The organism is Bacillus sp. NP247, from assembly GCF_018966865.1.
Classification (GTDB): Bacteria; Bacillota; Bacilli; order Bacillales; family Bacillaceae_G; genus Bacillus_A.
On sequence record NZ_CP076653.1, the window covers coordinates 4,795,104 to 4,819,881 of the forward strand.

The 24,778-nt window shown below is 34.3% G+C and carries 27 protein-coding genes; 23 read left to right on the plus strand and 4 right to left on the minus strand.

What is annotated here, in order from left to right:
- The first annotated feature begins 80 nt into the window (after nt 1–80).
- The 3 genes from pbpC (at nt 81) to KPL75_RS24960 (ending at nt 3,771) form a co-directional block, all read left to right on the plus strand.
- Entirely contained in the window at nt 81–2,066 is a 1,986-nt protein-coding gene (gene pbpC / locus KPL75_RS24950) for a penicillin-binding protein 3 (RefSeq protein WP_219918259.1), read from the plus strand.
- Nucleotides 2,067–2,304: 238 nt separating this feature from the next.
- Nucleotides 2,305–2,940 carry an FMN-dependent NADH-azoreductase gene (locus tag KPL75_RS24955; RefSeq protein WP_219918260.1) on the plus strand — a complete coding sequence of 212 codons (636 nt, stop codon included), beginning with the start codon at nt 2,305–2,307 and terminating at the stop codon, nt 2,938–2,940.
- 111 nt (nt 2,941–3,051) lie between these two features.
- Nucleotides 3,052–3,771 carry a lysophospholipid acyltransferase family protein gene (locus KPL75_RS24960; RefSeq protein WP_219918261.1) on the plus strand — a complete coding sequence of 240 codons (720 nt, stop codon included), beginning with the start codon at nt 3,052–3,054 and terminating at the stop codon, nt 3,769–3,771.
- A 39-nt stretch (nt 3,772–3,810) separates the two neighbouring features.
- Here the strand turns inward: KPL75_RS24960 and KPL75_RS24965 are convergent, their stop codons facing one another.
- On the minus strand, nt 3,811–4,467 hold the full coding sequence (locus KPL75_RS24965; protein WP_002118985.1) for a PAQR family membrane homeostasis protein TrhA: 657 nt from the start codon (nt 4,465–4,467) through the stop codon (nt 3,811–3,813).
- A gap of 213 nt (nt 4,468–4,680) precedes the next feature.
- Between KPL75_RS24965 and KPL75_RS24970 the strand changes: the two genes are divergently transcribed.
- The 4 genes from KPL75_RS24970 (at nt 4,681) to KPL75_RS24985 (ending at nt 7,233) form a co-directional block, all read left to right on the plus strand.
- A complete protein-coding gene (locus KPL75_RS24970; RefSeq protein WP_002012719.1) occupies nt 4,681–4,860 on the plus strand; it encodes a twin-arginine translocase TatA/TatE family subunit in 180 nt (59 codons plus the stop codon).
- 53 nt (nt 4,861–4,913) lie between these two features.
- Nucleotides 4,914–5,657: a twin-arginine translocase subunit TatC gene (gene tatC, locus KPL75_RS24975; RefSeq protein WP_033717896.1), complete on the plus strand. Its 744-nt coding sequence runs from the start codon at nt 4,914–4,916 to the stop codon at nt 5,655–5,657.
- Between the two features lie 328 nt (nt 5,658–5,985).
- Nucleotides 5,986–6,237 (plus strand): DUF2535 family protein, encoded by a 252-nt coding sequence (locus tag KPL75_RS24980; RefSeq protein ID WP_002012715.1) that lies wholly within the window; start codon nt 5,986–5,988, stop codon nt 6,235–6,237.
- A gap of 153 nt (nt 6,238–6,390) precedes the next feature.
- Nucleotides 6,391–7,233 (plus strand): DegV family protein, encoded by an 843-nt coding sequence (locus KPL75_RS24985; RefSeq protein ID WP_219918262.1) that lies wholly within the window; start codon nt 6,391–6,393, stop codon nt 7,231–7,233.
- A 182-nt stretch (nt 7,234–7,415) separates the two neighbouring features.
- Here the strand turns inward: KPL75_RS24985 and KPL75_RS24990 are convergent, their stop codons facing one another.
- Nucleotides 7,416–8,390, minus strand: coding sequence for an MBL fold metallo-hydrolase (locus KPL75_RS24990; protein WP_219918263.1), 975 nt, complete (start codon nt 8,388–8,390; stop codon nt 7,416–7,418).
- Nucleotides 8,391–8,726: 336 nt separating this feature from the next.
- On the opposite strand from KPL75_RS24990, the gene KPL75_RS24995 reads away from it, so the two are divergent.
- On the plus strand, nt 8,727–9,314 hold the full coding sequence (locus tag KPL75_RS24995; RefSeq protein ID WP_002148242.1) for an SCO family protein: 588 nt from the start codon (nt 8,727–8,729) through the stop codon (nt 9,312–9,314).
- 36 nt (nt 9,315–9,350) lie between these two features.
- On the opposite strand, the gene KPL75_RS25000 is transcribed toward KPL75_RS24995, so the two are convergent.
- Nucleotides 9,351–9,815: an Hsp20/alpha crystallin family protein gene (locus tag KPL75_RS25000; protein WP_219918264.1), complete on the minus strand. Its 465-nt coding sequence runs from the start codon at nt 9,813–9,815 to the stop codon at nt 9,351–9,353.
- Nucleotides 9,816–10,031: 216 nt separating this feature from the next.
- On the opposite strand from KPL75_RS25000, the gene asnB reads away from it, so the two are divergent.
- The 10 genes from asnB to KPL75_RS25045 all read left to right on the plus strand — a co-directional run bounded on the left by asnB (nt 10,032) and on the right by KPL75_RS25045 (nt 18,552).
- Complete coding sequence (asnB, locus tag KPL75_RS25005; protein WP_002148240.1) at nt 10,032–11,933, plus strand: asparagine synthase (glutamine-hydrolyzing); 1,902 nt, start codon at nt 10,032–10,034, stop codon at nt 11,931–11,933.
- Nucleotides 11,934–12,024: 91 nt separating this feature from the next.
- Nucleotides 12,025–12,384 carry a GNAT family N-acetyltransferase gene (locus tag KPL75_RS25010; RefSeq protein ID WP_219918265.1) on the plus strand — a complete coding sequence of 120 codons (360 nt, stop codon included), beginning with the start codon at nt 12,025–12,027 and terminating at the stop codon, nt 12,382–12,384.
- A 45-nt stretch (nt 12,385–12,429) separates the two neighbouring features.
- Entirely contained in the window at nt 12,430–12,765 is a 336-nt protein-coding gene (locus tag KPL75_RS25015; RefSeq protein WP_219918266.1) for a hypothetical protein, read from the plus strand.
- Between the two features lie 105 nt (nt 12,766–12,870).
- Entirely contained in the window at nt 12,871–13,866 is a 996-nt protein-coding gene (locus tag KPL75_RS25020; protein ID WP_219918267.1) for an N-acetylmuramoyl-L-alanine amidase, read from the plus strand.
- A 234-nt stretch (nt 13,867–14,100) separates the two neighbouring features.
- Nucleotides 14,101–15,063 carry an ABC transporter substrate-binding protein gene (locus KPL75_RS25025; protein WP_219918268.1) on the plus strand — a complete coding sequence of 321 codons (963 nt, stop codon included), beginning with the start codon at nt 14,101–14,103 and terminating at the stop codon, nt 15,061–15,063.
- Between the two features lie 131 nt (nt 15,064–15,194).
- Entirely contained in the window at nt 15,195–16,070 is an 876-nt protein-coding gene (gene dat / locus KPL75_RS25030; protein WP_219918269.1) for a D-amino-acid transaminase, read from the plus strand.
- Nucleotides 16,071–16,168: 98 nt separating this feature from the next.
- Nucleotides 16,169–16,816, plus strand: a complete 648-nt coding sequence (locus KPL75_RS25035) for a nitroreductase family protein (protein ID WP_219918270.1) — start codon at nt 16,169–16,171, stop codon at nt 16,814–16,816.
- A 262-nt stretch (nt 16,817–17,078) separates the two neighbouring features.
- Nucleotides 17,079–17,567: a putative periplasmic lipoprotein gene (locus KPL75_RS25040; protein WP_219918271.1), complete on the plus strand. Its 489-nt coding sequence runs from the start codon at nt 17,079–17,081 to the stop codon at nt 17,565–17,567.
- Nucleotides 17,568–17,643: 76 nt separating this feature from the next.
- Nucleotides 17,644–17,922, plus strand: a complete 279-nt coding sequence (locus KPL75_RS27565; protein ID WP_258236992.1) for a hypothetical protein — start codon at nt 17,644–17,646, stop codon at nt 17,920–17,922.
- Nucleotides 17,923–18,003: 81 nt separating this feature from the next.
- Nucleotides 18,004–18,552: a cysteine hydrolase family protein gene (locus KPL75_RS25045; RefSeq protein WP_219918272.1), complete on the plus strand. Its 549-nt coding sequence runs from the start codon at nt 18,004–18,006 to the stop codon at nt 18,550–18,552.
- 34 nt (nt 18,553–18,586) lie between these two features.
- On the opposite strand, the gene KPL75_RS25050 is transcribed toward KPL75_RS25045, so the two are convergent.
- Entirely contained in the window at nt 18,587–19,063 is a 477-nt protein-coding gene (locus KPL75_RS25050) for an NUDIX hydrolase (RefSeq protein ID WP_219921159.1), read from the minus strand.
- Between the two features lie 323 nt (nt 19,064–19,386).
- Here KPL75_RS25050 and KPL75_RS25055 point away from each other — a divergent pair, with 323 nt between their 5' ends.
- The 5 genes from KPL75_RS25055 to adhP all read left to right on the plus strand — a co-directional run bounded on the left by KPL75_RS25055 (nt 19,387) and on the right by adhP (nt 24,758).
- Complete coding sequence (locus tag KPL75_RS25055) at nt 19,387–20,280, plus strand: mechanosensitive ion channel family protein (RefSeq protein ID WP_219918273.1); 894 nt, start codon at nt 19,387–19,389, stop codon at nt 20,278–20,280.
- Between the two features lie 189 nt (nt 20,281–20,469).
- On the plus strand, nt 20,470–21,567 hold the full coding sequence (locus KPL75_RS25060) for a GAF domain-containing sensor histidine kinase (protein WP_258237055.1): 1,098 nt from the start codon (nt 20,470–20,472) through the stop codon (nt 21,565–21,567).
- 14 nt (nt 21,568–21,581) lie between these two features.
- Complete coding sequence (locus KPL75_RS25065; protein ID WP_219918275.1) at nt 21,582–22,217, plus strand: response regulator; 636 nt, start codon at nt 21,582–21,584, stop codon at nt 22,215–22,217.
- A gap of 288 nt (nt 22,218–22,505) precedes the next feature.
- Nucleotides 22,506–23,360: a MurR/RpiR family transcriptional regulator gene (locus tag KPL75_RS25070; RefSeq protein ID WP_219918276.1), complete on the plus strand. Its 855-nt coding sequence runs from the start codon at nt 22,506–22,508 to the stop codon at nt 23,358–23,360.
- A 360-nt stretch (nt 23,361–23,720) separates the two neighbouring features.
- Nucleotides 23,721–24,758, plus strand: coding sequence for an alcohol dehydrogenase AdhP (adhP, locus tag KPL75_RS25075; protein WP_219918277.1), 1,038 nt, complete (start codon nt 23,721–23,723; stop codon nt 24,756–24,758).
- Nucleotides 24,759–24,778: the final 20 nt, after the last annotated feature.

Genomic DNA, 24,778 nt, shown 5'->3' on the forward strand with positions numbered 1-24,778 from the left:
ATAGTGCTATAATGATAGGTAGCATGTGAAAAATGCTAAAATTTTCAAAAGTACTAATATAGAAAGAGGAGGAGAATCGATTGAGAAAGATATGGGGGATTCTTTTTCTTTGCTTAACATTCATGTTAGTTGGATGTGGTAAAGAAGAAAAACCACAAGAAGCGTTTGATACATATGTAAAAGCGTGGAATAAACAAAAATTTGCAGATATGTATGATCAATTATCAGAAAATGCAAAAAAAGATATTTCAAAGCAAGAGTTTACTGAGAAATATGAAAAGATTTATTCTGGCATTGAAGTGAAAGACTTAAAGGTAGAAACAGGGGAAGTAAAAGAAGATAAAAAAGATGAAGGCCCTGTTCCTTTTAAAGTAAGCATGGATACAGTTGGTGGTAAAATCACATTTGGTCATGAAGCAAAAATGGTGAAAGAAAAAGATGGAGATAAAGAATCTTGGAAAATAGATTGGACACCTGATTTCATTTTCCCTGGCATGACAAAAGATAGTAAAGTGCGTATGCAAACAACACAACCAAAACGTGGTGAAATATACGATCGTAATGGAAAAGGTCTTGCGACGAATGGGAAAGCTTCTGAGATTGGAATTATTCCAGAAAAATTAGATGAAACTGCTCCGCAAACGAAAGAAGCAGTAGCGAAGTTGTTAAATATGTCTGTAGAAGAGATTGATCAAAAACTAGCTGCGAAATGGGTAAAACCAGGGTATCTCGTACCAATTGGAATTTTGCCTGAGGGAGCAACGCAAAATACGTACATCGATTTACCTGGTGTTGCAGCAAAACCTGTAAATGTTCGTACATATCCGTTAGGGGAAGCAGCAGCGCATCTTACTGGTTATATCGGAAAAGTAAATGCAGAAGATTTAAAAACGCTTCAAAAGAAAGGCTATCAAGCCGATGAACCAGTTGGTAAGGCTGGATTAGAGCAAGTATTGGAGGAACAGCTACGCGGGAAAAAAGGTGGCCGTGTCTTCATGGAAGATGCACAGGGAAAAGAAACTAAAAATTTAGCGAAAACAGATGCTGTTGATGGAGAAAATGTAACTTTAACTATTGATAGTGTTGTTCAAGAAAAAACGTATAATGAAATGAAGGGAGAAGCTGGTTCAAGTGCGGCAATTAATCCGAAAAGTGGAGAAACAATTGCCCTTGTAAGTAGTCCAGCTTATAATCCTAATTTAATTGCACGAGGAACATCAAAAGCACAACGCGAGGCTTGGAATAATGATCCGAAAAAGCCAATGACGAACCGATTTACACAATTATCGGTACCAGGTTCTGTATTTAAACCAATTACAGGTGCAATCGGTCTTGAAACGAAAACAATTGATCCAAAAGAAGAGTTGAAAATTGAAGGATTGAAATGGACAAAAGATTCTTCTTGGGGTAATTATTATGTAACGCGTGTGAAAGATGCGAATCCGATTGATTTTGATGAGGCGATGAAATATTCGGATAATATTTATTTCGCGCAAGAAGCTATGAAAATCGGAAAAGACAAATTTATGAGTGAAGCAAAAAAATTCGGATTCGATGAGAAATTACCAATTGAATATGGATTCCCGGCTTCTAAAATCGCAAATGATGGTATTAAAAATGATATTCAAATGGCAGACACAGGTTATGGACAAGGACAAGTGTTAATGACTCCTCTTCATTTAGCTTTAACGTATGCGCCAATTGTAAATGATGGAACGATTCCCACGCCGTATATCATTAAAACAGATAAACAACCAAAAGCTTGGAAGGAAAATGTGATTTCTAAAGGAAATCAAGATATATTAAAAACTGCTTTAACAAAAGTAATTAATGATCCAGATGGTACAGGGAAAATTGCTAAAATTGATGGGATGACTCTTGCTGGAAAAACAGGTACAGCGGAATTAAAAGTATCTAAAGAGGCCGAAGGAAAAGAACTAGGCTGGTTCGCGGCATTTGATTTAAATTCACCAGATATGGTCATTACAATGATGATTGAAGATGTAAAAGGTAGAGGCGGAAGTAACATTCCAGCTGAAAAAGTGAAACATGTTTTTCAAAAGTAATAATTGATGAAAACTATCTCCATGAAATATGGAGGTAGTTTTTTTATTTTGGTTAAAATCTTAATATTTATATACAAAAACAATATGAAGCGATATAAATTATTAACTTACGAAAAAAAAGTAGCTATTTTTTATTGACATTAGTTGAAAGTTTTTATATCATACTTACATAAGGTAAGTTATTTACTTTCGAATTATAAATCTCAAATTAAAGATAAAATTAAAGGGAGAGAATACAATGACAAAAGTACTATTTATTACAGCAAACCCAAATTCAGCAGAAGGTTCTTTCGGAATGGCAGTAGGAGAAGCTTTCATCGAAGCTTATAAAAACGAGCATCCACAAGACGAAGTCGTAACAGTTGATTTATTCAATACTACTGTACCAGCAATTGATGCAGATGTATTTGGTGCTTGGGGTAAATTTGCAGCAGGTGAAGGCTTTGAAACTTTAACAGAAGTTCAACAACAAAAAGTTGCAGCAATGAACACAAACCTAGAAACATTTATGCATGCAGATCGTTATGTATTCGTAACTCCAATGTGGAATTTTAGCTATCCACCAGTAGTAAAAGCATACTTAGATAACGTAGCAATCGCAGGTAAAACATTTAAATATACTGAAAATGGTCCAGTTGGCTTATTAGAAGGCAAAAAAGCACTTCACATTCAAGCTACAGGTGGCGTTTATTCTGAAGGAGCATACGCAGCTGTAGACTTCGGTCGCAATCACTTAAAAACAGTATTAGGATTCATCGGTGTAAATGATACTGAATATATTGCAGTTGAGGGAATGAATGCAAATCCTGAAAAAGCACAAGAAATTAAAGAAGCAGCAATTGCTAATGCACGTGAATTAGCAAAACGTTTCTAATATAGAAAACTTCAAAATGTCCAAACACTTGTTGTTTGGACATTTTTTCTTCTTTTTCCTTCGTTTGTCTAGTATAATGAAGGTCGGAATGATAATGGGTGGGGGTTCTGTATGATTCAAACGTTTTTTAAAATCTTTTATTTAATTTTAATCGTAATTGCGATTACACCAAGGTTGTGGCGTATAAAAAGAAAAGAAAATACGATGTCACCGCAAGAAAAAGATAGTGTTGTGTATAAAACAACAAACTGGTTTGGCAAGAAAATGGTGCGTGTAACTGGATCGACTGTAGAAGTAAAGGGACTTGAAAATGTTCCGAAAGACAAGCCTGTGCTAGTTGTAAGTAATCATCAAAGTAATATGGATATTCCTGTTTTACTAGGTTACTTAAATAAGCCAATTGGGTTCGTTTCAAAAGCAGAAATTAAAAAGTTTCCGGTTGTACCAACGTGGATGGAACTAATGAATTGTGTGTTCATGGACCGTAGCGATCGCCGTCAATCTCTTAAGGCAATTAAAGATGGAATTGAACTGTTAAAAAACGGACATTCTATCGTAATTTTTCCAGAGGGAACGAGAAGTAAGGGTGGCGAAATCGGTGAGTTTAAAGCAGGGAGTTTTCACCTTGCTGTAAAATCTGGCGTATCTATATTACCAGTAACTTTAGATGGTACATATAAGATGTTTGAGGCTAATGGAAATCGTATGAAACCAGCTCATGCAACATTAACAATTTCTAAGCCAATTACACCTGAAGAATATGCAAGTATGGATGCTAAAGAGTTAACCCAGCATACAAAGGATATTATTACATCTCAATTACATAAGTAATAAAAAAAGTTTCAGCTTAAAAACAAGCTGAAACTTTTTTTATGCTGCGGGTAAGACATAAAATAGTACGCAGAAAAACATCATTGTACTACCGCCTAGCACGAAGAGATGCCAAATGGCATGATTGAACGGAAGTTTTTCCCAAAGGAAGAATATAGCTCCGACAGAATACAAAATGCCACCTATTAATAGCAGTGAGAAGCCGTGACCGGTTAAATTTTCATAAAGGGGTTTAATGGCAACGATGATGAGCCAACCCATAATGATATAACATAAGGTTGATGTTTTAATAAAGCGACGAACAAAGAAGATTTTGAAAATAATTCCACCAATCGCAAGGGTCCAAATAATTGCGAGTAAAGTCCAACCGAGCGGACCGCGCAGTGTAATGAGTAGAAATGGTGTATACGTGCCGGCAATTAATAAATATATGGCGGAGTGATCCAAAATGGTAAATAACTTTTCTACTTTTGGATGATGAATACTATGTAACAGTGTAGAAAATAAGTATAGTAGGAACATGCTTACGCCATAAACGGTAAAGCCAACAACAGCAGATGCTGTACCATGTTTAGAAGCATGAATAATTAATATGATTAAGGCAGGGATGCTTAAAATGGCACCGATACCATGGGTAATTGCATTAGCAATTTCTTCTTTTACAAATTGGGTCATTCTTGTAATTTTTTGCGTCATAATGTTAATCCCTTTCACTGTATTGAGATAAGTTATATTTTCCTTAACCATATCATATACAAAAGGAATAGAAAATGATATTTGTATAATTGATTTTATTTTTGAATTTTTTCGATAAAAGACAACGGATACATTGACGTTTACGGAATTTTTTGACAAAATGAAATTATGGAATAGTAGGACAAGGAATCTACTTATGAAGGGGATGGGGAAATGTTTTCAAATATTGGCTTTCCAGGGTTAATTTTAATTTTAGTAGCAGTGTTAATTTTATTCGGCCCAAAAAAGTTACCGGAAATTGGGAAGGCTTTAGGGGAAACGTTAAAAGAATTTAAAAAATCAACAAAAGAATTGACTGATGAGGCATTTCAAGAGAAGGAAAAAAATAAATAAAAGAATATGATGAAGTTTTTCTATGAATGGATAAATAAAGTGTGGTGAACGAGATGGAAGATCGGGAAATGAGCGTAGTAGAACATATTGTTGAGCTTCGCAAACGAGTAATATATACAGTATTATCCTTTGTATTATTTTTAATTATTGGATTTACTTTTACGAAGGATATTTATTTTTGGCTTGTAAAAGATTTACCAATGAAATTAACTGTTCTCGGTCCAAGTGATGTGTTGTGGATTTTTTTCTCGATTGCTACAGTATTTGCTATCGTTTGTACAATTCCTTTTGCTGCGATACAAATTTGGTTATTTGTAAAGCCAGGTTTACATCCCAATGAACAAAAAATGACATTAATGTATATACCGGTATTGTCTATATTATTTATAGCAGGCCTATCTTTCGGTTATTTTATCGTCATGCCATTTTTATTTCATTTCTTAACTACAATTGGTAATGAGATGTTTAATACGATGTTTACAACGGAAAAATATTTTCATTTCGTATTAAATTTAACAGTTCCGTTTGCTGTTATATTTGAATTACCTGTAGTTGTTATGTTTTTAACGAGTATAGGTCTTCTAACGGCAGAATTTCTTCAGAAAATAAGAAGATATGCTTATGTCGTGTTGATTATAATTGCATCATGTATATCGCCGCCAGATTTTTTATCACATAGTTTAGTAGCGGTACCGCTTATTTGTATTTATGAAATTAGTATCGTTTTATCAAAGATAGTTAGTAAACGAAAACAGAAAAGAGAAGAAGAAATACAGTCGAAAAGTGCCTCGTTATAAAGGCACTTTTTAATTTATTTGTTATACTCTAGCTATAATTGTATACAATATATAGAAGGAAAAAATTATAGAATCTCCAAAATTTAGACAAACTTTTCATTTTTATAAGTTTATACTGAAGTTATCAAGCTATATAAGGGTAATAAGACTCCCGTCTCAAAGGATATATAGGACAGGGTTCGAATTAGGTGGATATAAATGAAGTATTAACTTCTAAATGGGGCAGCTTAAGGATGTTTTAGTATTCATAGGAAACCTACACTAAAAAACGTGTTAAAGAATAAAGTGGAGGAAGTTCAAAAATCCAACGAAAAAGAGGATTGATATTGTGATTACGAAAAGTTTTTATTTCACTCATGCAACAGGGAATTGTATTAAAATATTTGAAATCCCTGTCCTACAAACACAGCATCCATTAGCGTTTCTAATTCAGTCTCGTCTTCAATTGTTTATTGCAAAAATTCAAAAACATAAAAACCCAAGATTCTCGTACTCTTTCCGTGAATATTTACAAAGTTGTTTGAAGTGGAATGATTATTCAAATGTATACAAGACAAATACTCTTGAAAAGAATGCATAATACACAGCAGGGACAGAGTTAGGTAGGCTCTGTCTTTTTCATTTTAGGTATAAAAATATAATTAATTTGGTGAAATTTATTCGAAATTGTTGAAAGCATGGGGAATACTAGTATAATAACAGGGAGAGCGTATTGGAAAGGGAAGAATATAATATGCAAAAAATTAAAATTGTAACAGATTCAACGGCAGATTTATCAAAAGATATGATTGAGAAGTATGATGTTCATGTTTTACCATTATCTATTTCTGTAAATGGACAAACATACTTAGATCGCATTGATTTGCAACCGGATGAATTTATTGAAGAAATGATTAAATCAGAAGAATTACCAAAAACATCACAACCGGCTATGGGTACATTTGTAGAAATGTATGACAAGCTAGGCGAAGACGGAAGCCAAGTGCTTTCTATTCATATGACAGGTGGAATGAGCGGTACTGTCGCAACAGCGAATAGCGCTGCATCAATGACAGATACAAAAGTAACAGTTGTTGATTCTCAATTTATTACACATGCTTTAGCATATCAAGTAATTGAAGCTGCAAAAATGGCAAAAGAAGAATGCTCACTAGAAGATATTTTAAAACGTATTGATGAAGTAAGAAAGAATACTCGTTTATATGTTGTCGTAGATACATTAGAGAACTTAGTGAAGGGTGGACGTATCGGTAAAGGGAAAGCTTTTATCGGTTCATTACTTAATATTAAACCTATTGCAAGTTTAGAAGGCGGCGTATATAATCCGGTAACGAAAGTACGTAGCCAAGGGCAGATTGTAAAAACGTTGGCTAAACTATTCGAGGAAGATACTGCTGGAAAAGTGGTGAAAGCTGTTGCGATTCCACATGCTAAAGCAATTCCTTTAGCAGAAAGTGTAAAAACTGCTGTTGAAAAAGTGAATGGATTCACCCAATCAGAGATTTTCTATACAACACCAGTTATCAGTACTCATACAGGACCAGGAGCAATTGGTTTTATGTATTTAGCAGAGTAATAAAAAAGCTACTTGAAATGAATTTTCAAGTAGCTTTTTTATGTGTATATGAAGTAAGAAATGAGAAGGGCAATACAGGCGCTTCCGCTAATGATATAGCGAGTCTGTAAATAATCGTTCATGGAAAACACCCTTTTCGATTTTCTATAGTATATGATAAATTATTCAAAAAAGTAGTTCTGTTATACATGAGAGATTTCTGTGATTTTTTTTAGTTCTTTATCTGGAACAGTAGGACTATAAGTGAAAGTTTGGCCCAAAAAGAGAACATGAAGTTGTTCCCACGGTAGCATTCGTAAATTCCAGTTATTACGAAGCCGTGTTACAGCTTCCCTCGGCGTTTCATCTGCTAGCGCAAAAGTACCATAGTGCATTGGAATAAAGTGTGTAGCGTTTATATCTAGATAGGCTTGCACAGCTTCTTCTGGTGAAACGTGAGACACTTTCATAAACCATTCTGGTTCGTAGGCACCAATTGGCATAAGTGCAATATCGATTGAAAAACGTTTGCCGATCTCTTTAAATCCTTGGAAATAACCACTATCACCACAAAAATAAATGGTTTCTGAAGAAGTCATATTATCAATAATCCATCCTCCCCAGTGAGAGGTGTTCATATCAAATAATGTTCTTCTCGTCCAGTGCTGGGCAGGTACGAAGTGAAAAGAGACTTCATCAATTATTGTACTTTCCCACCAGTTGTATTCTTCTACATTGGTGAATTTTTTACGAGTAAACAATTTTTTTAGCCCAATAGGAACAAGGTATAAGGCATCATCATTTAGTTGACGAAGAGATGAAAAGTCTAAATGATCATAATGACCGTGTGAAATAAGAACAATATCGATTTTAGGTAGTTCTTTTATAGTGAGCCCGGGCTCAGTAAGTCGTGGAACTAACTTTAATTTATTAGCCCATACTGGATCTGTTAAAATATTTAAGCCGTTCGTTTGAATGAGAAAAGTTGAATGACCAATCCATGTGACAGTCGTTTTTTTAAAGTTATTTAGTAGAAATTTACTTTGTTTAACAGGTGATTGTTCTACTAGAAAAGAAAAATCTTTTTTGTTTTGCTTTTTCTCTTTACGCCAGCGTAAGAAGGAGCGAATTGATTTTTTTGTACTTGCATTATCCATATTTTCATAGCGCTTTGCCATGAACATCACCTCATTTAAAATCGTTGTAGTTGTATTGTACCGAAATGTTGTTAAGGAATACAGTGTTTAACATGGATTAATGTTTAAGTAATTGTAAAAAAATAGGGGGGATTGATTTACAAATTTAACAATGAACTTTGTTTCGCCAATAATGGTTAGAGAAATAATAGTAGTAAAATATATTTTGTCTAGTAATTCGCTTGAAATAAAGAAGTAACATACGTAAATTCGTACGATTTCGTGAACAAATGATGTAAACAATTTTCTCATAGTGTTTACTTTTGTTATGATATACATAACTTACATAAATTAAGGATAGAGAAAAGAGGTTTAATAATGAAGCGTTATCAAAAGCTAATTGGTCTTATGGTTGTATTTTGTCTCTTTGTACTTGCAGGTTGTAGCAGTTCAGGGTCAAAATTACGTAAACCGTTAAACTGGGATTTAGAAACTTTCCAATTTACAAATCAAGAAGGAAAGCCGTTTGGTACAAAAGATTTAAAAGGGAAAGTCTGGGTAGCTGATTTCATGTTTACAAGCTGTCAAACGGTTTGTCCGCCAATGACTGCTAACATGGCTAAATTACAAAAAATGGCTAAGGAAGAGAAATTGGATGTTCAGTTTGTTTCGTTTAGTGTAGATCCTGATCTTGATAAACCAGAAAATTTGAAAGCTTTCATTCAAAAGTTTACAGAAGATACAAGTAACTGGAACTTGTTAACAGGTTATTCACTAGAGGATATTACAAAGTTTTCAAAAGATAACTTCCAATCGCTTGTAGATAAACCAGAGAATGGGCAAGTTATTCACGGAACATCATTTTTCTTAGTCGATCAAAATGGAAAAGTAATGAAAAAATATAGTGGTATTAGCAATACACCATATGAAGATATTATACGTGATATGAAGCGATTAGCTGATTAAAAAGAAGGGTGCTTAGCACCCTTCTTTTATTAGTATTTAGTCTATGGATAATATATCATGCTGTTGTGGCAGTTTCGGTGCGCGAATTTCTAACACACCGTTTTGATAAGAAGCTTTCGCTGTTTTTTTATTAATTAAATATGGTAACTTAATAATTCTTGACGCTTCTGAAATGGAACGTTCTCGACGATAATAATTGTGAGAAGATTCTTCTTCTGTCTCTTCAAATATATCTTCTTTTACAGAGACTTTTAAGTATTCGCTTTGTATTTCAATTTGAATTTGTTCTTTTTGTATACCTGGTAGTTCCGCTGTAACGACGAGTTCGTCACCAACTTCGTATAAATCTACTGGGAATGTTAATAAACGGTTTCCTTTTTGGAAAAAATGATTTAAATCAGCAATTACGCCACGAAGAGGTGTTTGTTCGAAAAAATCATCAATTTGTTTTAAGTAATTACGAACCGGTGGGCGAGAAGTATCTTTTTTTTCTTCACTCATGGTATTCCCTCCTAGAAATCAATTTGCAATATCATATGACAAAAGCGGAGAAAGGTGATTGCCTAATTTTCATGTTTTCATAAAAAATTGTTAAAAATGTGAAATGGAGTGATTTTTTTATAGTTTTTGGTCGCCATATTCAGTTGATTATGCTAGTATAAATAGGGTTGATATATAGTATAGAAACAGAATGAAAACCGAAAGAGGGTAAGAAGTATGTGTGGTTTTGTAGGATGTTTATGTGAAAACCCTAGAGGGTTTTCAGAAACAGAAAAACATCAATTTGAAAATATGAACACGATGATTTTCCACCGCGGTCCAGATGACGAAGGATATTTTCGTGATGAACATGTACAATTTGGCTTCCGCCGTTTAAGTATCATTGACTTAGAGGCAGGACATCAGCCGCTAACTTATGAAAATGATCGATATGTAATTATTTTTAATGGTGAAATTTACAATTATGTAGAACTACGAGAAATGTTACTTGAAAAAGGTGCAACTTTTGCTACACAATCGGATACAGAAGTTATTATTGCATTGTATGCACATATGAAAGAAAAATGTGTAGACTACCTTCGTGGTATGTTCGCATTTATGATTTGGGATCGTGAAGAAAAGAAACTTTTCGGTGCACGTGACCACTTCGGTATTAAACCTTTATACATTGCACAACAAGGTGATACTACATTCTTCGCATCTGAGAAGAAAAGTATTATGCATGTAATGGAAGACAAAGGGGTAAACCCAAAGTCACTACAACACTACTTTACGTACCAATATGGTCCAGAGCCAGAAACATTAACAATTGATGTTAACAAAATTGAGCCTGGTCATTACTTCGTAAAAGAAATCGGTAAAGAGATGGAAATCCATCGCTACTGGAATCCTTATTTCAACGCTTCAAGCGCAACGAAAGAGGAGCATATCCAAGCAATTCGTGATGTATTATACGATTCTGTAAAAGTACATATGCGTAGTGATGTACCAGTAGGTTCATTCCTTTCTGGTGGTATCGATTCATCTATTATTGCTTCTATCGCAAGAGAGATGAATCCAAATCTATTAACATTCTCTATTGGTTTCGAACAACGCGGTTTCAGTGAAGTTGATGTTGCGAAAGAAACTGCTGAGAAATTAGGAGTTAAAAACCATAACGTATTCATTACAGCGCAAGAATTTATGGATGAGTTCCCAAAAATCATTTGGCATATGGATGATCCTTTAGCGGATCCAGCAGCTGTACCATTGTATTTCGTTGCGAAAGAAGCGCGTAAACATGTAACGGTTGTTCTTTCTGGTGAAGGTGCAGACGAGCTATTTGGTGGATATAACATTTATCGTGAGCCAAACTCTTTAAAAATGTTCTCTTACATTCCTAGCCCAGGAAAGAGTGTTCTAAAGGCATTAAGTGGTGCTCTTAAAGAAGGGTTTAAAGGAAAAAGCTTCTTAGAGCGTGGATGCACGCCAATCGAAGAGCGTTACTATGGAAATGCGAAAATCTTCCGTGAAGAAGAAAAAGCTGAATTAATGAAGTATTACGATGAAAGTGTTAACTATATGGATATCACGAAACCATTGTATAACGAAATTAAAGATTATGATGATGTAAGTAAAATGCAGTACATTGATATGTTCACATGGTTACGCGGCGATATTTTATTAAAAGCTGATAAAATGACGATGGCAAATTCATTAGAACTTCGTGTACCGTTCTTAGATAAAGAAGTATTTGACGTTGCATCTAAAATTCCGACAGAATTTAAAATTGCAAACGGAACAACGAAAGCTATATTACGTGAAGCTGCTCGTGGAATTGTTCCGGATCACGTGTTAGATCGTAAAAAACTTGGATTCCCAGTACCGATTCGTCACTGGTTAAAAGATGAAATGCACGATTGGGCTGTAAATATTATTAAAGAAAGCAAAACTGAGCATTTAATCGAAAAACAGTATGTATTAAACTTACTGGAAGCACATTGTGCAGATAAAGGTGATTATAGCCGTAAAATTTGGACTGTACTTGCGTTTATGGTATGGCATCAAATTTATGTTGAGCATAAATACGATACGAATAAGTTCCATGAAGAAACAAAGCGTGCGTATAGCTTAGTTTAATAAAAAACCTTAAGGTCGCATTCGATCTTAAGGTTTTTTTCATAAATTGCATTTATTATTGATACAATAATAGTAAAAGGATGGACAACATATGATTACGTTTGAGAAAGTAAATATAGAAAATGAAAGCGCTGTAAAAGAAATGTTTCATTCACACAGCTTAGATGAGAAAAAGGTTCAGTATTGTGTGAAAGTTGATGATACATATATTGGTGTAATAGATTATAGCGTTCAAGAAGAGAGTGCTATTTTGTCACAGTTACTTATTCATTTTGATTATCAAGGTTATGGATACGGGACAAATACGTATTTTACATTTGAAGAAATGATGAAACAGAGAAATGTGAAAGAAATAAAAGTATTGCAGGAGATGTTTACGGAACAAGCTAAATCGTTCATAGAGGGATCTGGTTTTAGTGAGGAAAATGGAATGTATGTAAAGAAAATATAGTGAATATTGATTGCTTAATGAAATGAATATGGGGTAGGTGAACGTATGACAATGACTGTTGGTCTTGCATTAGTTGGAAGTTGCTTTATTGTAGCAGAATTATGCCAGATTTTCATTCGAAAAAGAATGTATAAGAAGAGAAGACCATATGAATTACAATATATACCTGTGTTTGTAATTTTGTTTTGCATGTTATTTGTATTACAAAACACATCTCATTTCCCGCCTCTTTTGAACATCTTTTTGAAGTTTGGTTTGCTATATAGCGGTGTTGGAATATTTCTTTTATTTCTTTTATTTTGCGTACGTTACATCCACTATCAATCATACATATTCATTTTAAATTGGTTAAAAAAAAGTGATAGAAATCCCCTTACATAAGGGGTTTTTTTATTTGTACTTGTAACGGAACTTGTACAATTAACATAAAATAGGACGAGTAGAAATGAAAGCGTATTACAAAAAAGAAAGGAACGAAAAAGATATATGAAACTTGTTATAGACGCAGGGCATGGTGGATACGATTCCGGTGCTGTTGGTAATGGGTTAGTGGAAAAAGAGTTAACACTTCAAATTGCTAGACGTGTAAGAGATATTTTATCTGCAAATTATCCAATCAATATTAAAATGACACGTGATAGTGATGTGTTTATCTCTTTATCAGAACGTGCGAATATTGCTAATTCATTTGGTGCAGATTATTTTATCTCATTTCACATTAATAGTGGCGGTGGCACTGGGTTTGAAAGTTATATTTACAACGGGCTATCTAATAGTAGTTCCGCATATGAAAAGCAACAAAAAATGCATGTAGCAGTCAATCCTGTATTAATAAAATATGGTCTTCGTGACCGAGGAGCCAAAAAAGCAAATTATGCGGTACTAAGAGAGACTGCAATGGATGCAATTTTAACTGAGACTGCTTTTATTGATACAACATTTGATGCGAATTTATTGAAAAACCCACAATTTATTGAAGATCTATGTCAAGCATATGCAAACGGAATAGCAGCTGTTTTTGGAGTAGCTCCGAATCCTCCAAATCCACAACCTCCAAACCCTCAGCCAACACCACAAACGAAGGGGATTGCTTATATTCTTGGGAAAAATGTGAATTTAAGAAGTGGTCCATCAACATCTTCGTCAGTAATTCGTCAACTAAACTCTCCAGAATCGTATGCCGTATATCAAGAAAGTAACGGATGGTTAGACTTAGGAAATGGACAATGGGTGTATAATGACCCATCGTACATTAATTTTGTAAAGACGAGCAATAGTGATGGAAGCGCAATCGGTGTCGCATATATACAAGGAACGAATGTGAATTTAAGAAGTGGTCCATCAACATCTTCGTCAGTAATTCGTAAATTAAATAAACCAGAATCTTATTTAGTATTTATTAATCAAAACAGTTGGTTGAACCTTGGTGGAAATCAGTGGGTGTATAATGATCCATCATATATTAAATATAATCAATATTAGAAAATGAATTTATAATGTAATATGAATGCGTATTTATGTATAACGTAGATACGCATTTTAAGAACGTTTATTATTTTCATACTTATATAGTTTATTTTAAAAATAAACATTTGAATAGCGGATAGAATTTAAATTGTATATATTAAAAAAGTTTTCTGATATACATTGACAATGTATGTAATATACATTAACCTTTAATTGTTAATGATAATCAATTTCATCTAGGGAGGACATATGGTACATAGTAAAAAAATATTTATGTTCTGCATTATGATACTTATGGTAATAATCGCAGGGTGTAGCAAAGAAGAGAAAAAAGAAAATGATACATCCGCTAAAGCAAAAGATTCGTATACTGTAAAGCATGCAATGGGTGAAACGACAGTAAATGGTACACCGAAAAAAGTTGTCGTTTTAACAAATGAGGGTGCGGAGGCTCTTCTAGCTGTCGGAGTAACACCAGTTGGAACTACAAAACCACGTGCTGGTGATGAATGGTATCCTCATTTAGCAAAAGAGTTAAAAGATACGAAAGTTGTAGGAACTGAGCGTGATATTAATTTAGAGGCAGTTATGAAGCTTAAACCGGATTTAATAATCGGGAATAAAATGCGTCATGAAAAAATATATGAGCAGTTAAAAGAAATAGCACCAACTGTTTATGCTGAAACGTTGCGCGGGGATTGGAAAGAAAACTTTACGCTCTATACAAAAGCTGTAAATAATGAAAAAGAAGGGCAAAAGGCTCTTGGCGATTATAAAAAACGTATTGAGGGGATGCAAGAGAAGTTGGGAGATAAATTGAATTCTAAAGTCTCTATCATTCGCTTTGTACCAGGTGATGTTCGGATTTATCAGAAAAACTCATTCTCAGGTGCTGTTTTAAATGATATTGGACTTAAGCGACCACCACTACAAGATAAAGATGAATTTGCGATAAAAGGAATTACAAAAGAGCAAATTCCGAATATGGATGGGGATTACTTATTTTACTTCACATCTGATAAAGATGCAGATAAGAATAACGAAGGAACCACGTTAGCAAAAGAATGGACAGAAGATCCACTCTTTAAGCAGCTACAGGCTTCTAAAGACAATAAAGTATTCCAAGTGGATGAAGTAATTTGGAATACAGCAGGTGGTATTAAAGCTGCAAACTTAATGCTAGATGATATTGAAAAATATTTTTTGAAATAAATGAATGGTTGAGTGCATCACTTTAAATAGGTGATGTACTTTTTTGTTTAGTTAAATACAGAAAATTCCTTCTTTTAAATGTGGATAAGTTGTACAATAAAACCAATCATGGAATAAAGGAGTGGGAAGGAATGAAAGCTACTCATAAAGATTGGATTTTGTTTAACGGAAGAATTGTAAATACGAAAGAAGAACAGCCGATGGTTGCGTTAGAAGAGCGAGGACTCCAATTTGGTGACGGCATATATGAAGTATTTAGGCTATACGATGGGAAGCCTCATTTATTAGACTTACATTTGGAACGCTTTTTTAAATCTATGAGGGAAATAAATATTGTTCCGCCGTTTACAAAGGAAGAGTTAGTTGAAGAACTTCATCAAATGATTGAAAGAAATCAATTTCAAGAGGATGGGAATGTGTATCTTCAAATATCGCGTGGAGCTCAAGCTCGAAATCATGTGTATGAAAAAGATTTACAACCAACATATTTTGCGAATATTGTTTCGTTTCCAAGACCTACCGCTACTATGGAACAAGGAATAAAGGTTACTATAGAAGAGGATATACGCTGGAAGTACTGTCATATAAAATCTTTAAACCTTCTACCTAATATCATGATTAAAAATAAAATAAACGAGCAAGGGTATCAAGAAGCGATATTAGTACGAGATGGAGCTGTAACAGAAGGGTGTCATTCGAATTTCTTCATGGTGAAAAATAATAAATTAATTACACATCCGGCCGATAATTTCATTCTACACGGCATTACTCGCCACTACGTAATTACATTAGCGGAAGCTTTACATATTGAAGTAGAAGAGCGTGAATTTTCATTGCAAGAAGTATACGAGGCTGATGAATGTTTCTTTACAGCGACACCACTTGAAATATTCCCTGTTGTTCAAATTGGTGATGAGAAGTTTGGAAGCGGCGAAAGAGGACCAATTACGAAAAAACTACAAGCTGCATATGAAGAAAGTATTAGTTTGTTTAAAGTGACAAATTAATAATGAGGAAAAAAGCTGGTATTCCCCCAGCTTTTTTTCATGATATAATTCAACCGTAGGACAAATTTTGAAAACGCTGTAAAAAGGGGATTTAATGTATGAGTTATGAAGATTTTAAAGAAGTAATTCACGGTAGACGAAGTGTTAGAAAGTTTACAGAACAAGAAGTATCCACTAGTGATATAAAAGAAATTATTGATTGTGCTCGTTATGCACCGAGTGATACGAACTCACAAACGTGGGAGTTCTTGGTCATTATGAATCGAGAGAAAATTAAAGAAATTGAACAAATGACATGGGATGCATTACATAAACTTGCGGCAAGGGCGGCAGAAAATGGAGAAGAAAAAGCAGGTAAGTTATTAACACGTTCATTTGGACCTTATGCAACTGCTTTTTCGGAGGCGCCAGTGTTAATTGTATGTTTAGCAACGCCTTACGAGTCGAAATTTCGTGAAAAGATATTTGACCCAATTGCCTTCGTTCCTGATTCAGTATGGGAAGAGGAAGGAATTAAGAGTAGCTGTTTAGCTGCACAAAACTTAATGTTGGCTGCACATGCGAGAGGACTTGGCACTTGTCCAATGACAGGACCTGTATTATTAGCTCAAGATGAACTGCGACAATATTTACAAATTGAGCCTCAAAAACAAATTAATATGGTAATCTCACTCGGGTTTCCGAAAGATAAGCCGAAGAAACTTTCTCGAAAAGAAGTTGATGAGATTACAACATTTATTTTCTAAATGTTATGTAGAAAAGACATTGAAAAGACAATGTCTTTTTATTTTGGACAGGTATTTTATTAATCTGTTGGGCTAAAATGATAAATAAGATGAAATTACTATTTATTTCATTAAAAAAATTAATGTTCTATTAAGGAAAGTATGGTAGAGTAATCGTGAGCAAGTTACTAGTATTTGTTCATGAAAGTGTTAAAAATAGTTTTAAAATTACAAAGTTATTTTTGTATAATAAATAATAATGAAACTACAGGGGGGATGAATTTTGAAGAAATTCATAATCGCTGGATTGTCTGTATTGCTATTAGTAGGCTGTGGTGCTCCAAAGGAAAAAGAGGATGCACAGTCAAATCAGGAAGAACGAGTTGTAAATGCGAGTGATGAGAGTATGGTTGTATTTCCTGAAGGGACAGTACCAGTTGGAGAAGGGAAAGTAAAAGTCATTACACCAGATGGTACTTCTGAAAACGGCAATATACCGACTGTATTTATCAAAAAAGATACTTTAATTCAGCAAGTTGAATTAGAACTTTCTAATTTTCAAAACGATAAAGAAACATTCGTATTTGTAGATCAAATATTTGCAGATAAACATCAAGTAACTAGTACAACACAGACAACAGTACAATTAAAAGAAAAGACACTTGAGACAGGTAGTCATACGATTACTGCAGCTCAGTTTGAAAATAATGACCCAAAAGGAAAAGTCATTAGCTTTAATCAAGCGACGTTTGAAACGAAGCCAGCGTCTTAATTATGGATAAAAAGTACATTACTTCAAGTAGTAGTGTACTTTTTAATTTGGATATAATTGGGTCATTGAGAATAATTTGTTTCACTTTCTAGTACGTATGAATAGTAAGAAATGCCTCTTTACTACTACGAAAGTGAAAGAGGTTGAAGGTGTGCAGCGATTTGTTCGTATCATCTTGCTTAGTATGATAATTTCGATAATCTGGTTTACTTTACAAGAGGTGGTTGAAGTTACGCTCAATTATCAAATCCATGACATGCTAATAGGAACAGTATGTTTTGTCATTGTGTATCTGTTTTATGATAAACTTAGATTAAGGCAAGTTTTGCAAGGGAAATGTAGGTATTTCATTTGAAATGTCGAATAGTACATACGATGTCGTAATAACAAATTTTCTATTGTTTATTGTGAAACAGGAGAAGGAGAGATAGTAGTTATGAAACGAGCTCTTATTAATATCGATTATACATATGATTTTGTAGCTGAAAAAGGTGCTTTAACTTGCGGGAAACCAGGTCAAGAAATTGAGAAGGAACTTGTACAGATAACGAAGCAATATATTGAAAATGGAGATTATGTAGTGTTTGCAATTGATAAACACGAAGAAAATGATGAATATCATCCAGAAGCAAAGTTATTCCCTCCTCATAATATAGCAGGTACAAATGGAAGAGACTTATTCGGTGAATTACAAGATGTATACGAAAAATATAGAAATGCTGCGAATGTATATTATATGGACAAAACGCGATACAGTGCATTTGCTGGAACGGATCTAGAGATGAAGTTAAGAGAAAGAGGAATAGAAGAAGTTCATCTTGTAGGGGTTTGCACTGATATTTGTGTTCTTCATACAGCAGTAGATGCTTATAATAAAGGATTTAAAATTGTTGTATATGAAAAGGCAGTTGCATCTTTTAATGCGCAAGGACATGAATATGCACTTGGACATTTTAAATCTTGTTTACATGCAGAAGTGAAGTGAAAAAGAGGCCTTTAAAAAGGTCTCTTTTTCACATTTAAATAGAAACGACTTGCTGTTGAATTAACTTTTTAATGAACGGGCTAATGTTTTCTGGTAGCCGATTTAAATCAAAAAATTGTACATGTAATGATTCAACTCCATCAGCTTTTAGCAAGCTACCTTTAATGTCTTTGCAAAGGTAAGCGATTGTTATAGGATAAAATTCATCTCCGTTCGCTAATTTCACAAAAAACTCTTTACCTGAAAATACACTTACTAACTGAAGTGTACCAATTTCAATACCTGTTTCTTCAAGCACTTCTCTTCTTCCGGCTTCTTCTGTGGATTCACCAAGTTCCACAAAGCCTCCAGGAACACCCCACATGCCATTTCGTCTTTGTTGTAGTAATATTTGTCCTTGATCATTTAAAACAGCTACAGCAACTCCTGCTAAATTGAGTGGCCTTGATCCAACAACCTCTCTTAGTTCCTCGATATATCCCGTTAATTGTAACCTCCGTGAAAAAAATATCAAATGAACTATTCGGTGTTATGTGAATGTATTCCTTTGAACGAGGTGAGTATTACAAAGTTGTTTATAAAAATTTCTATTGTAATCTCCCTTTAGATTATTAAAAAGGGTATATTTATAGTAAATAGAAAAGAACATCTGAAGTGGAAAGATTGATGAAAGGGTTATATCGCTGAAGATGAACTAGGGATACAAATACATAGTTAAGAAAGTAAAATGAAAGGTCAGGGAAAAAAGTTACGAAAGCAAATTTTGAGATAATCAATAAGTAATTACAATAGATTAGCTTTGCATGAAATTTTCATAAATAAGGAAGTGAATAGATGAGTTTATTAGCGTATACTGAGGAGTTTTTTAATTATGTAAGGGAGTTTTTACTATTAAGGTTTTTACTATTTGCTTTAGTTCTTATCATTATTTCGTTTGTAATAAATCGTATTATTGATTGGCTTTTTAGAAAGTCCAGCTTTTTTGATGAAGAAGTAGAGCAGACGATTCAAAGTGTCATTCGATCTATTTTTAGATATATCATTATCATCAGTCTAATCATATATTTAATTAGTCAATTTGTAGATATAAAAAGCATTATTGCAGGTGCAGGGATAGCGGGAGTTGTCATTGGTTTTGCTGCGCAACAGATGCTAAAAGATGTCATATTAGGCTTTGCGAGATTAGCGGACAAAGAGTTTCGTGTTGGCGATTTTGTTACTTTTAACGGAACAAATTCAGGAACTATTGAGGAAATTAGTATTCGTTTTATGCAAATACGTGAATGGTCAGGAAAGCTACTTACCATACCACACGGAGAGATTAGAACGATACAAAATTTTAATAAAGGATGGATGCGAGTAATTGAACGTATCACGGTAAGTTATCAGGAAGATCCTACAAGAGTTAAGGAATTGTTAGAAGAAGTATGTGTTATTTGTAATGGGAAATTGGATGAAAGTCTTTATAGAGTAGATGATGAAGCTGTTGAACCATTTAAATATGTTGGGGTTACAGACTTAAATCCTAACCTTAAATATGTTGGATATGAATTTTGTATTACAGGTTTGATTAGGCCAGAAGATTATTTTGAAACTTCTAGACAAGTAAGATTTGAATTAATGTCTATGTTCCATAAAAATCAAGTACAAATGCCAGCAGCGAATATGTTCGTTAACACTGAAAGTTTACAGAATATCCATGTGGGACAATCTTTATCAGACAGTTAATGAAAACTAGCTAATTTCTGTTTTGGTTTAGAATTTAGATTTGCAAATCAGCAGATTTGAATGAAATGTATGGGATATCTCCGAAAAGGGAGCTGAAGGAATTCGGTTCTTTTTTTGTTTGTAGAATTTAGAAATTTCTTAATGTTATAATGATAGTTGGTGATGAGAATGAACTTTGAAGAAAAAGAGATGCATCGTTTAGAAGCATTAAAAGAAATTGCGGAATTGCTAAATGAAGCAACGAATTTACAGGACATGTTAGAAAAAGTTTTACATACATTGTTACAAGTTATGAATTTACAAACAGGGTGGATATTCTTTATTGATGAAAGTGGAAAGCACCGTATGCTTGTAGACGAAAACTTACCACCAGCTCTTACGTGGCAAGAGAAGAAGCCGATGTGTGAAGGAGAATGTTGGTGTGTAGAGCGTTTTGTGAATGGCAGATTAGAAAAAGCGACAAATATTATTGAATGTAAGCGAATAGAAGATGCGATCGAATGTAATTGGGGTGAAACAGAAGATGTTACACATCATGCGACAATTCCACTTAGGTCCGGATCAGAAAAATTTGGTCTATTAAATGTGGCCGCACCTCATAAGACTTATTTTTCTGAGGAAGAGTTAGCGTTATTAGAATCGATTGCATTTCAAATTGGAACGACAATACAACGTATTCAATTAGTGGAGAAAGAACGTAAATACGTAGTTGTAGCTGAAAGAAATCGATTGGCTCGTGATTTACATGATTCAGTTAAACAATTGTTATTTTCTATTATGCTAACAGCGAAAGGTACTCTGAATATGACGCAAAATAGAGATTTGCAAGAGATGTTAAGTTATATTGGGGAATTATCGCAAGAAGCATTACAAGAGATGACGCTATTGATTTGGCAATTAAGACCTGAAGGATTAGAAAAAGGTTTGGCAGAAGCAATTCAAAATTACGGAAAGTTATTAGGGATCCAAGTAGAAGTTCGTATTGATGGAATGGTTTCAATTGGAGATGAAATAGAAGATGTTTTATGGCGTATTAGTCAAGAAGCACTACATAATTGTAAAAAACATGCTTCGTGTGAAAAGGTAAATGTTCGTTTAAGAATGGAAAATAGCCAGTTACATTTTCACGTAGAAGATAACGGCATAGGGTTTATACAGAATCAAGTAAGAGAGTCAGCGTTTGGTTTGAAAAGTATGAAGGAACGAATCGAATTAATGAAGGGGAATTTTCGAATAAAAACAGAACTGGAAAAGGGAACGAAAATAGAAATTCAATTACCGGTTTGAAAGGGAGAACGTCTATGAAAATTAAATTACTACTTGTAGAAGATCATCATATCGTTCGAAGGGGACTCGTATTCTTTTTGAAAACGAGAGAAGAATTTGAAATTATTGGGGAAGCAGAAAATGGTGAAGAAGCATTAACTTTCGTTCAAAAAGAAAAACCAGATGTAGTATTAATGGATTTATCAATGCCGAAAATGGACGGTATTGAAGCGACGAAACGTATAAAACAATACGATGAGGCGATAAAGATACTTATGTTAAGCAGTTTTTCAGAACAAGATTATGTTTTACCAGCACTCCAAGCTGGGGCAGATGGCTATCAATTAAAAGAAGTACAACCGGAGCAACTTGTCGCTTCTATCATTGCAGTACATCAAGGAAATGCAAATTTCCATCCGAAAGTAACTCCTGCATTATTCGGTCGCTCAGTTGTTAAGAAGGAAAAAGAAAATCCTTTTTCTCAGTTAACGAAAAGGGAGAAAGAAGTACTTCGTGAAATTGCGAAAGGAAGAAGTAATAAGGAAATTGCAGCAGAGCTTCACATTACAGAACAAACTGTGAAAACACACGTTTCTAACGTATTGGCTAAATTGGAAGTAGATGATCGTACACAAGCAGCATTATACGCAGTGAAACACGGGGGAAACTAATAATAAATATGAATAATTGTGTTACATGTTACGCCAGAATACATATGAGAAATTAAAATGTATAGAGATGCCGAATAAAGGTTTTTCTTCTTTCAATAATTAGGTACAATAAAGTGAAACTTTAATCAGTGGGGGGGTCCATCCTCACTGATTATTAGTTGAACCAATCGGGTTTTTACGGGTAGTTGATCTCCCAGCTAACTCCCTTGCATTCATCGGATTTTGAGGTGGGAGTCTTACTTGCCCGTTAATACGGGATAAAGCTACTATAGAAGGAGAAGATATGCTATGCCTGGTACAAGAAGTGGGATTGGAAAGCTTCAGGCTTCGTTAAATGGTTTATCACCGAAATTACGAAGTATTGCCGAACATATTTTGAAACATCCACAAGATGTTGTACATAAATCGATTACGGAATTAGCAGAAGTTACGAATAGTTCCGAAGCTACGATATTCCGCTTATGTAAACACCTTGGTTTTCAAGGGTTTCAAGATTTGAAAATTACATTAGCTCGTGAAATTGTACATACACCGATGCAAAATATTCATGAAGAAGTATCAGCAGAAGATAGTATGGTAACTGTTGCTAAAAAAGTTTTTCATTCGCATATTACAGGGCTGCAAGATACATTACATTTGTTAAATGACACCGCACTTGAGCAAGCTGTACGAGCTTTGCAAGAAGCGAACCGAATTGAGTTTTACGGAAATGGTGGCTCTGGAATTATTGCGATGGATGCATATCATAAATTTATGAGAACGGGTATTTCTTGTATTGCTCATACAGATTCTCATTTTCAAATTATGGGTGCTGGTTTACTTACAAAAGAAGCAGTAGTCATTGCAATTTCTCATTCTGGTAGTAATAAAGGATTACTGGAAGCGTTAGAAGTAGCAAAAGCAAGGGGAGCTTGCATTATTGCAATTACGAGCTATCAGAAATCAGCACTAAGTCAACTTGCTAATATAACACTTTATACTTCAACACGTGAAACAGAATTTCGTACGGAAGCAAGTTCATCACGCTTAGCGCAGCTAAGTTTATTAGATACTTTGTATGTAGGATTGTCGTTGCAACGACAGGAGGAAACACTGCAAAATTTACAAAGCATACGTGAAACAATTTCAATGAAGCGAATATAAAAAGCTCTTCAAATGAAGAGCTTTTTATATTGGTGGATAGTTTGATTATATAATCTCTAAATGTAGTTGATTTATTTTCCTGTAGAAAAATGCGACCTACTTATATTCATAAGCGCTCATCTTTAAAAGCATTCAGTTAAAAATACTCTATATAATTCACATATATAAAATAAACCAATTTATGCAATAATTCAAATATTGTTCATAAATTCACAATTCTCTTATGAAATTCCATGTTATGATGAACCTGTAATGATGATTGAACACTTAAATTTGGTACAATAATTAGCCAAAATAGTGAGGACAGTAGTTGTGAGATAAACTCATTAAAACTCTAAAACACTAAAGGGGAGATCACATATGAAAGCAGTAGTAGTTAATAAAAACAGCAAAGCAAACATTGAAGTTATTGAAAAGGAATTACGGCCGTTACACTCGGGTGAAGCGCTAGTAGATGTAGAGTATTGTGGAGTTTGCCACACTGATTTACACGTTGCGAATCATGATTTTGGAAACACAGATGGCCGCATCCTTGGTCATGAAGGTGTAGGTATTGTTACTAAAATTGCTGATGATGTTACTTCACTAAAGATAGGTGACCGTGTAAGTATTGCATGGATGTTCCAATCTTGTGGACGTTGTGAATATTGTGTAACGGGTAGAGAAACATTCTGCCGTGAAGTGAAAAATGCTGGTTATTCAGTAGATGGTGGTATGGCTGAACAATGTATTGTTACAGCTGATTATGCGGTGAAAGTACCAGAAGGATTAGATCCTGCTCAAGCATCATCAATTACATGTGCAGGCGTAACTACATATAAAGCTATTAAAGTATCAGATATTAAACCTGGTCAACCTATTGTAATCTATGGTTGTGGTGGATTAGGTAACTTAGCTATCCAATATGCAAAAAATGTATTTGGTGCAAAGGTAATTGCAGTAGATATTAATGACGACAAATTAGCCTTGGCAAAAGAGGTTGGTGCCGATATGACTATCAACCCAATTACTCAAGGTACAGCTGATAAGATTGTTCAAGAGGAGTTTGGTGGGGCATATGCTGCTGTAGTAACAGCCGTTTCTAAAGTAGCATTCAACTCAGCGGTTGATGCAGTACGTGCCTGCGGTAAAGTAGTTGCGGTAGGTTTACCAGTAGAAACTATGGATTTAAACATTCCACGACTTGTACTAGACGGAATTGAAGTAGTTGGTTCTCTAGTCGGTACTCGTAAAGATTTAGAAGAGGCATTTATGTTCGGTGCCGAAGGAAAAGTTGTGCCGGTTGTTCAAACTTGTTCTCTAGATAAAGTACAAAATGTATTTGAAGAAATGGAAGAAGGTAGAATTCAAGGACGTATGGTAATCGATTTTAAACAGCATAATTGTGATTGTAAATAAGTCACTCTAAATATAAAAAA

Bases quoted from the DNA above. Each gene is read 5' to 3' on its own strand.
- adhP (WP_219918277.1), top strand. From the start codon at position 23,721: ATGAAAGCAGTAGTAGTTAATAAAAACAGCAAAGCAAACATTGAAGTT.
- KPL75_RS25010 (WP_219918265.1), top strand. From the start codon at position 12,025: ATGATTACGTTTGAGAAAGTAAATATAGAAAATGAAAGCGCTGTAAAA.
- KPL75_RS25045 (WP_219918272.1), top strand. From the start codon at position 18,004: ATGAAACGAGCTCTTATTAATATCGATTATACATATGATTTTGTAGCT.
- KPL75_RS24970 (WP_002012719.1), top strand. From the start codon at position 4,681: ATGTTTTCAAATATTGGCTTTCCAGGGTTAATTTTAATTTTAGTAGCA.
- asnB (WP_002148240.1), top strand. From the start codon at position 10,032: ATGTGTGGTTTTGTAGGATGTTTATGTGAAAACCCTAGAGGGTTTTCA.
- tatC (WP_033717896.1), top strand. From the start codon at position 4,914: ATGGAAGATCGGGAAATGAGCGTAGTAGAACATATTGTTGAGCTTCGC.
- KPL75_RS24955 (WP_219918260.1), top strand. From the start codon at position 2,305: ATGACAAAAGTACTATTTATTACAGCAAACCCAAATTCAGCAGAAGGT.
- KPL75_RS24965 (WP_002118985.1), bottom strand. From the start codon at position 4,467: ATGACGCAAAAAATTACAAGAATGACCCAATTTGTAAAAGAAGAAATT.
- KPL75_RS25020 (WP_219918267.1), top strand. From the start codon at position 12,871: ATGAAACTTGTTATAGACGCAGGGCATGGTGGATACGATTCCGGTGCT.
- KPL75_RS25065 (WP_219918275.1), top strand. From the start codon at position 21,582: ATGAAAATTAAATTACTACTTGTAGAAGATCATCATATCGTTCGAAGG.
- KPL75_RS25025 (WP_219918268.1), top strand. From the start codon at position 14,101: ATGGTACATAGTAAAAAAATATTTATGTTCTGCATTATGATACTTATG.
- dat (WP_219918269.1), top strand. From the start codon at position 15,195: ATGAAAGCTACTCATAAAGATTGGATTTTGTTTAACGGAAGAATTGTA.
- KPL75_RS24960 (WP_219918261.1), top strand. From the start codon at position 3,052: ATGATTCAAACGTTTTTTAAAATCTTTTATTTAATTTTAATCGTAATT.
- KPL75_RS24985 (WP_219918262.1), top strand. From the start codon at position 6,391: ATGCAAAAAATTAAAATTGTAACAGATTCAACGGCAGATTTATCAAAA.
- KPL75_RS24990 (WP_219918263.1), bottom strand. From the start codon at position 8,390: ATGGCAAAGCGCTATGAAAATATGGATAATGCAAGTACAAAAAAATCA.
- KPL75_RS25060 (WP_258237055.1), top strand. From the start codon at position 20,470: ATGCATCGTTTAGAAGCATTAAAAGAAATTGCGGAATTGCTAAATGAA.
- KPL75_RS24995 (WP_002148242.1), top strand. From the start codon at position 8,727: ATGAAGCGTTATCAAAAGCTAATTGGTCTTATGGTTGTATTTTGTCTC.
- KPL75_RS25015 (WP_219918266.1), top strand. From the start codon at position 12,430: ATGACAATGACTGTTGGTCTTGCATTAGTTGGAAGTTGCTTTATTGTA.
- KPL75_RS25035 (WP_219918270.1), top strand. From the start codon at position 16,169: ATGAGTTATGAAGATTTTAAAGAAGTAATTCACGGTAGACGAAGTGTT.
- KPL75_RS25000 (WP_219918264.1), bottom strand. From the start codon at position 9,815: ATGAGTGAAGAAAAAAAAGATACTTCTCGCCCACCGGTTCGTAATTAC.
- KPL75_RS25055 (WP_219918273.1), top strand. From the start codon at position 19,387: ATGAGTTTATTAGCGTATACTGAGGAGTTTTTTAATTATGTAAGGGAG.
- KPL75_RS25070 (WP_219918276.1), top strand. From the start codon at position 22,506: ATGCCTGGTACAAGAAGTGGGATTGGAAAGCTTCAGGCTTCGTTAAAT.